The 11,389-nt window shown below is 44.5% G+C and carries 10 protein-coding genes; 2 read left to right on the top strand and 8 right to left on the bottom strand.

Features of this window, described 5'->3' with window-relative positions:
• Positions 1-32: 32 nt before the first annotated feature.
• The 5 genes from ACT3ID_RS14185 to ACT3ID_RS14165 all read right to left on the bottom strand — a co-directional run bounded on the left by ACT3ID_RS14185 (position 33) and on the right by ACT3ID_RS14165 (position 5,147).
• On the bottom strand, positions 33-1,121 hold the full coding sequence (locus ACT3ID_RS14185) for a family 10 glycosylhydrolase (RefSeq protein WP_491542708.1): 1,089 nt from the start codon (positions 1,119-1,121) through the stop codon (positions 33-35).
• Positions 1,122-1,232: 111 nt separating this feature from the next.
• Complete coding sequence (locus ACT3ID_RS14180) at positions 1,233-2,351, bottom strand: carbohydrate-binding family 9-like protein (protein WP_491542707.1); 1,119 nt, start codon at positions 2,349-2,351, stop codon at positions 1,233-1,235.
• 9 nt (positions 2,352-2,360) lie between these two features.
• Complete coding sequence (locus tag ACT3ID_RS14175; protein ID WP_491542706.1) at positions 2,361-3,341, bottom strand: ROK family protein; 981 nt, start codon at positions 3,339-3,341, stop codon at positions 2,361-2,363.
• A gap of 136 nt (positions 3,342-3,477) precedes the next feature.
• Positions 3,478-4,074 (bottom strand): RdgB/HAM1 family non-canonical purine NTP pyrophosphatase, encoded by a 597-nt coding sequence (rdgB, locus tag ACT3ID_RS14170; RefSeq protein ID WP_491542705.1) that lies wholly within the window; start codon positions 4,072-4,074, stop codon positions 3,478-3,480.
• A gap of 68 nt (positions 4,075-4,142) precedes the next feature.
• Positions 4,143-5,147: an adenosine kinase gene (locus ACT3ID_RS14165; protein WP_491542704.1), complete on the bottom strand. Its 1,005-nt coding sequence runs from the start codon at positions 5,145-5,147 to the stop codon at positions 4,143-4,145.
• Between the two features lie 137 nt (positions 5,148-5,284).
• Here ACT3ID_RS14165 and ACT3ID_RS14160 point away from each other — a divergent pair, with 137 nt between their 5' ends.
• Positions 5,285-5,944 (top strand): NUDIX hydrolase, encoded by a 660-nt coding sequence (locus ACT3ID_RS14160; protein WP_491542703.1) that lies wholly within the window; start codon positions 5,285-5,287, stop codon positions 5,942-5,944.
• The gene (locus tag ACT3ID_RS14155; RefSeq protein WP_491542702.1) at positions 5,931-8,315 is read left to right on the top strand and encodes a heavy metal translocating P-type ATPase; all 2,385 of its coding nucleotides are present in this window, start codon (positions 5,931-5,933) and stop codon (positions 8,313-8,315) included. The genes ACT3ID_RS14160 and ACT3ID_RS14155 overlap by 14 nt, the downstream gene beginning before the upstream one ends.
• A 197-nt stretch (positions 8,316-8,512) precedes the next feature.
• Here ACT3ID_RS14155 and ACT3ID_RS14150 read toward each other — a convergent pair whose 3' ends face one another.
• From ACT3ID_RS14150 to ACT3ID_RS14140, 3 genes are all read right to left on the bottom strand, one after another.
• On the bottom strand, positions 8,513-9,097 hold the full coding sequence (locus tag ACT3ID_RS14150) for a hypothetical protein (protein ID WP_491542701.1): 585 nt from the start codon (positions 9,095-9,097) through the stop codon (positions 8,513-8,515).
• 99 nt (positions 9,098-9,196) lie between these two features.
• Complete coding sequence (locus ACT3ID_RS14145; protein ID WP_491542700.1) at positions 9,197-10,873, bottom strand: b(o/a)3-type cytochrome-c oxidase subunit 1; 1,677 nt, start codon at positions 10,871-10,873, stop codon at positions 9,197-9,199.
• Entirely contained in the window at positions 10,870-11,388 is a 519-nt protein-coding gene (locus tag ACT3ID_RS14140) for a cupredoxin domain-containing protein (protein WP_491542699.1), read from the bottom strand. The genes ACT3ID_RS14145 and ACT3ID_RS14140 overlap by 4 nt, the downstream gene beginning before the upstream one ends.
• Between the last annotated feature and the right edge of the window lies 1 nt (position 11,389).

The following is an 11,389-nucleotide window of genomic DNA, read 5'->3' as shown; positions in this document are numbered from 1 at the left end:
CAGTAGAGAGTGAGTTATATCTCACTACCAACTCAACCTTTCCGTATAATTCTCCGGAGGTTCTTCCAGTGCTCTTCGCTCATAGCCGTATCGGTAAACAGACAAATACCCTCTGCACCTGCCTCCATGGCGTATTCAAACGCCTGAGCAATTTCCTCCTCATTCAACTCCTGTACAAACAAGCCACTATAAAGAGGCGTTGTTTTCGGTAGTTCACGTCGGCATTGCTTAACCGCCTCGGCAATCCATCTAACCTCTTTATCATAAAAATTGTGATACATCATCGGCAACACAGCATCCAGATCCCAATCCGGCCAGTTTTGGCGGACCAGAGTGCGGGCTATATCAGGAGTTGGGAATACGGCAGCTGTTAACTCCCGGTTCTCTTCATGAACCAACAGAGCCAATTTATTTACAAGCGTAGTAACCCTATCATACCGGAATTGTAGCCACTCCTCAGTATGGGCAGGGTCTTCCAGCTCCAGCGGATCTATGCCATGCTTTTCTTTAAACTTCTCGCGGCATACCGAACAGTAGCAGTAATCATATTCCGGATACTCCTTATCCTGTACAATACCATACTTGGGCTGCAGGTCGATAGGCAGGATCACATCGGGATACCGAATATAATCCAGATGCACACTTTGAATTTCGGAATATTGAAGAATCTGCCGGGCCTGCTGTTTTAAATACTTGTGAACCGGCTCACGAGAAGGACATAGCCATTTGTAATAGTCAACGTAAGCAGGCTTTTCGAGTGATGATTCTCCATTGCGATTAATCACAAACCATTCCGGATGTTCTTCCTGGGCTTTCGTATCGCTGCCGCGCTGCAAGCTTACCAGCCAGGCATGTACTTCGATATCGAAGGCTTCGGCTGCGGGAATAATATTATCAAAATTTTCTTGCGGCAGTATCGCATCGAAACCTGCTTTTTTTAATTGCTCAAGGCGACTTTTCCATTCGTCGACCGACCCCTCCGGTTCCGTTATCCAGGCCCAATTTTTGGACTCCCAGTGACCTGTTACCTCACCAGATTGAAATGGATTCGCTAGTGTTATTCCTCCCAGAAAACCCGCCATTCCCAATCCCGTTTTTTGAAGAAAGCTTTTTCTGTCCATAGCTGCTATTCATCAGTTTTATGATTAATTAGAAGCGTATTGTTTCAAGTTGCATAAAACAGGCCTTTGCAAAAATTTCTAAAAAGAGAATTCAGATCATGATAGGACGAGTTATTCCTGCCAAACTCTTCCATCCTCTCGTATATACCACTTGGATCCCGTCTCAGAATGCTCAATACTAATTTCAAAGGTATGGTCGGTAGCACATATTTCTGGTCCCATCCACTTCTCAAAATTGATCAGTGATCTCAATTCTTCCCGAATTTTTACTCCATCCAGCGTTGTAATCTCAGATGCATACTGTCCATTCTTATCCCGGTGCTCATGCTGCCGATAGTATAATTCCCTCAAATACCATTTTATCTGCTCATCAGGCTGCATTGACGGGGACTTTTCGATCTGCTTTCTATCATCTGAAAATAGTACATAGCCCCACATTTCAGGATAGTGCATATTTATAAGCCCCTGTGGCGACCACGACCAGTTGTCTTCAGTATCACTCTGTTTTACATATTCTCCATTTTCGGATTCTATCTGCCACTGTACCCTGGAGAAGTTGACTCTCCATATTTCTCCATCTTTCGGCGGACGTCCTTCTGGTGCCGCTTCCTCCAGGACATCCCAGGGGATGGCCAGCTCCACAGACCAGCCCGTGTCTCTGTCAGATGGATTGTTCAAGGTACCCTTGAGATCAATCCCCACCTTAAGACCTCTGATATCCCAGGCATCAATTGCTCTACCGTCATCACGATAGGGCTTTGTAAGCATCAGATCCCAGTATGTCCCCAACGCATTTACCTCCAGCTCATAGTAGTTGTGGGTATCTCCGTTGGGATCAATAAATACCTCAAAGTTATTTTCATGGAAAATAATGGCATCCCGTTCTTTCAGCGTAGCCCACAAGTGAGGTTCTTCCAACACAGCTGCGATATAAAAATACTGCTCGTCCCATAACATTTTAGCCCTGGTATCGAAACGAGGCTCCGCCTTCCCTTCCCCTTCAATATCCAGAAAAGACTCTGTCCAAGCGGCTTGTTCCCAATCTGACTCATTCAGCTTGCCATCAATATTCAAAGAATCGGAAATTTTAACACTGACATAGCTTCTGGGATTGAATTCTATCGATGGCGCCATATCCTGGGCGTAACCCATGGAGAAAAAAGCAGAAATACAGAATACGACAACTGCTATGCAACTTATCTTATTTCCTATCTTTAATGTTTGGATCATAGCAGTCATTTAATCACTCTTGGTGAGTTCTGTTTCTTCTAATTCCCTCCAAACAAAAGCCGCAGCACCCAAAATGGCCGCATTTTTTTCTGTCAAACTAGAAAGAGTAATGTCGACCTGACCTTTAAATATATCTAACAATTGTGCTTCCATATTCTGTTTCGTGGGATCTAAAATCAACGAACCGGCCTTTGATAATCCCCCGGACACAATAATAGCCTCCGGATTAATACAGGCAACAATATCAGCTAGCTTTAACCCCAAAATTTTGCCTGTGTATTCAAAAGCTTCCAATGCCAGCGGGTCTTGTTCACGAGCTGCATCTGTAATTTTTTTTGCATCGAGCTTGGATTCGGGAATCTTTCTTAAATTGCTTTCGAGCTCACTTGTATCCATCAACTCCTGCACGGTTTTGATCAATCCGGGAGCTGAAACATAGGTTTCGAGACAACCATTGCGGCCACATTTGCAGGTTCTGCCATCATAAGAAACAGGAATGTGGCCTATTTCACCGGCATGACCGTTCTGCCCCATCACCAGTTTATTATTTATCACAAGACCGCAACCTAGTCCGGTTCCCAGTGTAATAGCAATAAAATTTTCCATATTACGACCGGCTCCATACAACATCTCTCCCATTGTAGCCGCATTAGCATCATTGGTTAATACGGTAGGCAAGTTTGAGTACGAAGCTAATATCTCGGTCACCGGCACGTGACTCGGCCAATCCAAATTAGAGGCATTGTCTATGGTTCCTGTTAAATGGTTTCCGGTAGGTGCTCCAACACCGATTCCCTTAATGGTAATCGTATCGTTCAGCGATTCTTTGAGCCTTACAATATGTTCATAAAGGTGCTTAAAAAAATCCTGATAGGTGATTTGGGAATCCGTTGGTATAGCATCAGATGCCAAAAGTTTTCCACCTCTTGTAACAAGTCCGAATTTGGTACAGGTACCACCCAGATCAATCCCGACTACGGCATAATTCATTTACAATAATACTGTATTTTCATTGGTATCAGCAGTGCCTATATAAATCATGAAAAAAAAGGTGTGATACAACTTTCTTTCATGATTACTGACGGATAAAGGCATGGAAACGGTTCCAAATTTGATGTCCGGTACATCACTGCCGTTCTTTTAAGAAATTCAGAAACTTTTTGACTGCTTTTGCCCGGTGGCTAATGGTATTTTTGATTTTTGGGTCAAGCTCCGCGAAGGTTTTATCATATCCATCAGGACGAAAAACAGGATCATAGCCGAACCCTTGATCACCGTGTTCTTCCTGTAAAATAGTACCGCGGCAGACACCTTCGAAAGTGTATTCACCAGCATCAGTAACAAGAGCAATCACCGTTCGGAATTGTGCCCCGCGATCTTCTATATTCACTCCCGACATCTCATCAAGTAGCTTATCAGTGTTATCCTGATACGTTGCTGATTCCCCCGCATAGCGCGCTGAGTAGACGCCCGGACGCCCGTCGAGAGCGTCCACTTCTAGTCCTGTATCATCAGAAAGTGCTGGCAATCCTGTCTCTGCATAAAAATAGCGCGCTTTTTTAAGGGCATTTCCCTTTAAGGTAGGGGCATCTTCGATAACTTCTTCGAGGTCGGGATAATCATATGACGATTTTAGTTCAATACTCAAAGGAGCTAGTGTCGCGCGAAGTTCTTCGATCTTATGCTTGTTGCGTGATCCCAGTACTATTTTATTCATTAGCATATAAAATATTTTTAGCTAATATACTCATCGGACGAATTGGAATCGTCCGACAAGTAAGAAAACTATTTTTATTCTGCAGCTGTTGACTGTTTGCGGATCTCCTGCACTTGGTGCCATTTGAGTCGCGGACCAAATTGCGAAACAATCTTCGATCCAGCCAGGCTTGCCAGCTTTCCTGCTCCTGCATATCCCAGGCCATTGGTAATGCCGTACAAAAATGCTCCCGCATACATATCACCGGCACCATTGGTATCCACAGCATCGACAGGATAGGGCTCGATATCGATAAAGGTATCACCGTCATAGATCATCGCCCCATTTTTTCCCTGGGTGATAACAAAACGCTGGGCCTCTTTTTTAAGCGCCTCACGTGCTTCGGTTAGGTCATCCTTTCCAGTATAAATCTTTGCCTCTTTTTCGTTACAAAACAGCAGATCGACCGATGCTCCGATTACATCCTCAAACCGTTCTTTAAACCCCTCAACAATTGCAGGATCGGAAAGGGTAAGAGCGGTCTTGACGTCACTATTCTCAGCGATTTTCTTTGCCTCCTTCATTGCCCGATGTCCTTTTTCTGATGCAACCAGGTATCCCTCCAGATAAACATACTTCGAATCTTTAATCGCAAGCTCATCAATCTCTTTGGTAGAGAGATCGGCTGTAATGCCCAGATAGGTATTCAACGTCCGCTCGGCATCATCGGTAATCATTACCAGACATTTGCCGGTTATACCGTCTTCGCGTTCCTGTCGGATATAGTTGGTATCAATGCCGGCTTCGTTCATCTCCTCCAGATACTGGTCCCCGAATTCATCATCAGCCACTTTGCACGAGTAGAAGGCTTTACCTCCGAACTGACTAACAGCGAATATGGTATTGGCCGCCGATCCACCCGGTTTTTCTACCGTCTCAGCACGATTTATATCATCTATCAATTTAAATTGTGTCTCCTCATCAACCAGTGTCATTACTCCTTTTTCGACATCATGCTTTTCAAGAAACTGATCAGATATTTCAAATTCCATATCCACCAATGCATTGCCGATACCATAGACATCGTACTTCCTATTCATATACTTGTATGTACTAGAGTTAAAAATGAAGGACGGAAAATACGAACTATGAGCGGGTGAATAAAGAACTACTATTGGAAAAGGAAATCACTAAAACAGTTCCTTTTTTCGCTTTATATTGATCAACGAAATATTAAATGCCAATTAAGAAGATGCACGGTTTAATACAGTTCCTTTCTGATCGCCTGGAAAAACCTCTGCCCGGTCGGGATGCCCAAGTAAAGATGGCACCCAAGCCTGTCTCCGAAGGAGAAAGGCGGGAGATGGAGCCGCCCGATAACGTCAAGCATAGCAGTGTACTGGTGCTGCTGTTCCCCAATAAAGATGAGGAACTAGAGCTGACACTCACGCTTCGGACTGATGATATTAATCACGGCGGTCAGATCAGCTTTCCCGGCGGGGGCGCACATGAGGAGGAATCACCTGTCGAAACCGCACTTCGGGAGGCAAAAGAAGAAATCGGCATCGACCCTGATAAAGTACAACCGATCGGACAGCTCACCGATCTGTATGTAAGTCATTCCAACAATCTGGTAACACCGGTAGTAGGATTTATGGAAGAACGACCTGATTTCCGAATTAATCCTAATGAAGTAAAAGAAGTATTCGCTGTAGAGCTCCACTCTCTGCTCCATAAAAAGAACCTCACCGTCGAAGACTGGGATCTCCGATCACATACATATAAGGTTCCATACTGGGATATCCACCAAGTACCGCTGTGGGGAGCAACGGCCATGATGCTGAATGAACTGCTGGAACTGGCTCGGGAATATTTAAAGAACCATGACGACCAATGAAATGAGCGATCAATATAAACACTGCACTCTTTGTGATCTCGAACTTCCCGACCCGCCCGTAACGGATGAAGATACCGACGGTGCATTTTGCTGCACCGGATGCCTGCACGTCTATAAACTTTTACAGGAGCTTAATGATGAACAAGCCGAACAGTTACGAAAACAGACGATCAACCAAAGACATAGCGAAACAAAGATCCTACCTGATACCTGTGAAGAAGCTTTTTTTAAGGTGGAAGGCATGCATTGTTCAACGTGTGAATCATTTATAGAGTCACTTGCCAATCGTCAAGAGGGGATATATAAAAGTGAGGCCAGCTATGCATCGGAGATGGTAAAAATTTATTACGACGCGGAGCAATATGAAAAATCAGAACTAACCCAACTGCTGAGTCGAATGGGATATTCGGTTCAGGACATAGATGCAGATGCACAAGCCAGTGATGATCAGGGGAATGATCTTATACGGATCTTAATAGGCGGATTTTTCGGCATCATCGGATTGATGCTCTATATCCTTTTTCTTTATCCCACTTACCTGGGTGGAAAAGGTCTCGTTCCGCTGACAACTATTGAGGAGCTTTTTTTCGTCTCCAATATTTTTGTAATGACCACATTTGTACTGCTGTACACTGGGTTTCCAATTTTGCGCGGAGCATGGGTTTCGCTTTCGGTACTAAAACCAAACATGGATCTTCTCATCTCTATTGCTGCTGTCAGCGCCTATCTGTACAGCGTAGGTGCAATGTTTACCGGATCGGCTGAAGTTTATTTTGATGTTACAATGGCCATTATACTAGTCGTCTCCATCGGCAATTATTATGAGATGAGGATCAAGTCCGGAAGACAAAATCTCCTTTCCAACCTATATGAGAAAAAAATCGACTCGGCACGGGTTCGGCGCAATGGCCACTATAAAGAAATACCGGTATCAGAAATTCAAGCCGGCGATCAAGTCATAATCAGGGCCGGAGAACGTATTCCCATCGACGGAACAATCATAGAGGGCGAAGGAGTTATCAATGAAGCACTGATGACCGGCGAATCTATTCCTGTTAGCAAAAAAACTGGTGACCGTGTACTTAGCGGCACTATCCTCACTCAAAATGCACTTACGATTCAAGCCGGAGAAGAAGTACAGAGTACTATCGATGAACTACTGCAACTGATGTGGAATATTCAATCCTCGCGTCCGGGCAGACAACGTCTGGCTGATCGTATTGCCGCCTATTTTGTGCCCACTGTTCTTATTTTAGGGATTGCAACCTTTGCCTATCATCTGTTAAGCGGCACGTCGACTACCGGTGCCATGCTCTCTGCACTGGCTGTGCTTATTGTTTCGTGCCCCTGCGCTCTTGGGTTGGCTACTCCACTGGCTATATCGGCCGGCATCCGCAGCGCCCTGGAACAAGAAATTATTTTTAAGACGGCCGCCGTATTCGAGGATCGGGCAGATGCCGATATTATCGCCTTCGACAAAACCGGTACACTTACCACTGGACAAATGCACCTTATCGATAAAGGAAATCATGAGCAGGCTCTGAAATATGCCGCACTTCTTGAGCGCTATTCATCTCATCCGATCGCCAAACCCATAGCCGATTTAGCAACTGATGATGAGGCTTCAAAAAGGGTCCAGAATTTCAAAAGCTATTCCAATGGCATAAGTGGGAAAATTGATAAAAAACTTATTCTTGTGGGTAAGGCCGAATGGCTTAGACAGAAGGGATTTCAGATTAATACTGAGCAAGTTGAAACCATAGACAGAGCTAAATCCACAGGCAATATACCCGTCGCTGTTGGCTGGGATGATACCGTACAAAGCATTCTGATCGTCGGTGATTTATTACGAGATGAAGCGGTTGCTGTGATATCCTCATTAAAGGAGAAAGGAAAGAAAATTGCACTTATTACCGGTGATAGTGATGAGGCCGCGCAAACACTTCGGAAAAAACTGAATCCTGATTTCATTTTTTCTGAGGTGCGCCCTGAATCAAAATCAGCTATTATTAAAGAGCTGCGCCATTTAGGACAAGTGACTATGGCCGGTGACGGAACCAACGACGCGCCGGCACTGGCCGAGGCTGATCTCGGCATTGCTTTTGGCGACCTTACCGGCATTGCAGCCGAGTCGGCTCATATTGTAATCCCCAACGATCGGCTGTGGCTTATTCCATCGGTATTTAGGGCGATTAAATTGACAAAAAATCGTATCCGCCAAAACCTGGGATGGGCGTTTCTGTATAATATCATAACTATTCCACTGGCTATTGCAGGGACCATTAATCCGCTGTTTGCCGCAGTTGCCATGGCCACAAGCAGCTTACTGGTGGTTGGAAATTCATCCCGTGGGATGGATTTAGAATCCTAACTTCAACAATACAGACCACAGAGTAGCTAAAGAAAGATAAACCTTTTGCCGCGAGATTAGGTATCGGTAAACATATTATACTGCTTTACTGCAGTACAGAATATCGAACACCGATCACGGAATAAAGAATTATAAATGCAAGAAAGCCTTCAACATTCTGCAGTTCCTTGCTCTATATTCAGCGGTTCCGCTAGTGGCTATTCATCAACATTATACCGCACCGGCAAATTATCCAGTTTTACTTCCTGCTGGATCTGCTCCTTTGAATCTGTATCATCAGAAACCAGCGGATCAGAACTGATGTACATAACTACCGGGATGTCGCCGGAAGGCAGAGTCCATTCATCTGATAGATAGAATTTTCCATCTGTTTTATTCCATTGATATGTTTTTTGCACATCCATCATCTGTCCGCTCTGAAGTTGTAGGCTATCGATACTAACCATCCGCTCGATAGCTGAGGTATCCAGACTTATCAATCGAAGAGCAAAACGCCACTGATGCGCATCTACTTTAGCCTTCATCTCGTCAATCAGCAATGGTGAATCAGAATCCAAAAAGAGCGTATCTCCTTCGGCAAATCGCTGTTCTTCGACAACATTTTGCTCCTGTTGCATCACTTGCTCATTCTCATTCCCGAAAATCTGAACATTAATCAGGTTAAAAAGCGTCAAAAGCTCTACCAAAACGGGAATTCCTATACCTACAGCGATCAAAATTTTAAGCAGCCGATTTGTGGATTCCTCCGAAGATTGGGAGCTATCCTGATTGTCTGAGTTCATATAATTTCCAGATCTATAGGAGCCATCATGGCCAAGAAAAAAGCCCTTGTCTTATTGACAACAGAACAAGGGCTTACCTCATTTCAATAGCATTGTTCTTTAAGAAGGACGGGGTGCGGCTCCAGGTTCAAAAATACCATCCTGTACCATTTCCCACAGGGGAAAACCATAAGCAAGTAGAACAAGAATAAGTGCAAGACCAAACCAAAGTTTCATGTTATCAAGTATGGCAGGCGTATGCTCCACGCCAGAAAGTGGTTCGGGAATAAAATCATCGACCGGCTGATCTGATTTGGATCCGGCCATCCAGCTGGCGATTATCACCCAAAGAAACAAAATTAACGAAATAGTGAGAATAGTACCGCCGATAGCGATCTGCCAATCCATTTCGGCCATCGTGCCGAATATTGGCTCAAAGTCAAATCCGGAATATTGCGGTTCGGATGTTCGTCGCGGCACCCCGGCTAAACCGGCTCGATGCATGGCATTTGACATCAAGGTCATTCCCAAGAACCAAGCATAGGGCTGAATTAACGCCAGTTTTTTAAATTTAAGCTCTCGTCCGGTTAACTGGGGAATCAGCCAATAACTAATCGCCATAAAGGTAAGGGCTACGGCCGTGCCTACGGTAAGATGGAAATGTCCGGGTACCCAAATGGTATTATGAATCAGCAAATTTATATTCATTCCTGCATTTATCATTCCACTGAACCCGCCAGCGGCAAACATGATTCCGGCCAGTGCCACTCCTGCAAAAGCGGGATTATTCCAAGGGAGTTTTCCAATCCACTTCAAATATCCCGTACCTCCACGCTGACGCGCTCCATGCTCCATGCTGGCTACGACAGTAAACAAGGTCATTAAGCTGGGCAACAGCAAAAGCATGGTGGTGGCCATGGCATAGAACTTAAATCCTACTGAAATACCTGCATCGGCATACTGGTGATGATAACCAACAGGCGTTGACAACAGGAGAAATATGACAAACACAATACGTGTCATGGCATCGCTGAATAAACGCCCGCCCGATAACTTTGGCAGAATGGCATACCAGACGTAATAAGCCGGCAATAGCCAAAAATAGACTACTGCATGACCAAAAAACCAAAAGAGCGTCCGGGGTAATAGTGGTTCAATATCAACGACCCATCCCAGCGACCACGGGATTAGTAAACCAACCACCTCAATTGCCAATCCTATCGTACACACGTACCACATTAACATGGTAAAGAGCGCCATATACGTAAGGATGGGAATGCGCTCATTCGGATTTTCTTTGCTCCACTGCCAGTATGATTTGAACCAGTCGTAACCTGCCATCCATGAGCCTACCAAAACCAGAGCCAATCCGATGTAAAACATCGGGTGTGCTTGCAGCGGTGGATAAAAAGTGTAAAGCACAGCAGCACGAATAGAACTATCCGGAACCAGTCCGCCGAGAATGGCAACAGCTGTCATTATCAGACCAATCGTCATCAGCCAAAACCATGACCAAGTAAAGATCATATTTTCCGGCTCGCGCTCAAGACTGCGCGTTACTCCCCAGACAAATAAACCCGCAATAAAGAAGGTGGTAAAAACTAAAGCCAGCAATACACCGTGACCTGTAAGCAGAGTATAATATTCGCCCGAATCGAAAAATCCCCGGAATACATCAGTACGATGCAGGGCTTGCACAAATCCAAAAAAGCCCCCTATAGCCAACGCTATAAATGCTACAATAAAATTTGATTTTGCTACTTTTGCCGCCTTCGGATATTGATTTAAAAATGTCATTCTATAAGATTACTTTTATCAAACTCAGATTTAGGAACAACGTTTATTTTACCTTCCATTATATGATGTGCAGGACCACAATACTCGTTGCAGACAATCCCGTACTCTCTGGCTTCGGGAAATATAGTTGTAAACTTAGCCACTTGGCCGGGTATGGCCATCGTATTCAAATTCGTACCCGGAACTTCGAAACCATGCAACACATCAGGGCTGGTTATATAGAAGGTAACTCTCGTATCAGCCGGAACGGTGATAGGTTGTGCTGTACCAGGAGCAAAAGCAAATTGAAGCGTCTGCACATATACTTCATACTCCGTAACTCCGTTCTTCGTTACCTCTCTAACACCCGGAGTTCCAAATTCTGTCTCTGCTAAATTCTGCGGATCAATCGTCTGATAATCTCCAATTACTTTAAGGTCCATGGCCACAAAACCATATACCACGGTAGCAATAAAAAAAGCAATCAGAACGTAGGACAGGTTGATCCAAAACCGTTCAAACTTGTGTATATGCATT

It is taken from the genome of Fodinibius sp. GM108 (assembly GCF_058386985.1).
The sequence above is the reverse complement of the archived record's forward strand: the minus strand, read 5'-3'. Positions and strand labels throughout refer to the sequence as shown.

Bases quoted from the DNA above. Each gene is read 5' to 3' on its own strand.
- ACT3ID_RS14185 (WP_491542708.1), bottom strand. From the start codon at position 1,121: ATGGACAGAAAAAGCTTTCTTCAAAAAACGGGATTGGGAATGGCGGGT.
- ACT3ID_RS14180 (WP_491542707.1), bottom strand. From the start codon at position 2,351: ATGATCCAAACATTAAAGATAGGAAATAAGATAAGTTGCATAGCAGTT.
- ACT3ID_RS14175 (WP_491542706.1), bottom strand. From the start codon at position 3,341: ATGAATTATGCCGTAGTCGGGATTGATCTGGGTGGTACCTGTACCAAA.
- rdgB (WP_491542705.1), bottom strand. From the start codon at position 4,074: ATGCTAATGAATAAAATAGTACTGGGATCACGCAACAAGCATAAGATC.
- ACT3ID_RS14165 (WP_491542704.1), bottom strand. From the start codon at position 5,147: ATGAATAGGAAGTACGATGTCTATGGTATCGGCAATGCATTGGTGGAT.
- ACT3ID_RS14160 (WP_491542703.1), top strand. From the start codon at position 5,285: ATGCCAATTAAGAAGATGCACGGTTTAATACAGTTCCTTTCTGATCGC.
- ACT3ID_RS14155 (WP_491542702.1), top strand. From the start codon at position 5,931: ATGACGACCAATGAAATGAGCGATCAATATAAACACTGCACTCTTTGT.
- ACT3ID_RS14150 (WP_491542701.1), bottom strand. From the start codon at position 9,097: ATGAACTCAGACAATCAGGATAGCTCCCAATCTTCGGAGGAATCCACA.
- ACT3ID_RS14145 (WP_491542700.1), bottom strand. From the start codon at position 10,873: ATGACATTTTTAAATCAATATCCGAAGGCGGCAAAAGTAGCAAAATCA.
- ACT3ID_RS14140 (WP_491542699.1), bottom strand. From the start codon at position 11,388: ATGCATATACACAAGTTTGAACGGTTTTGGATCAACCTGTCCTACGTT.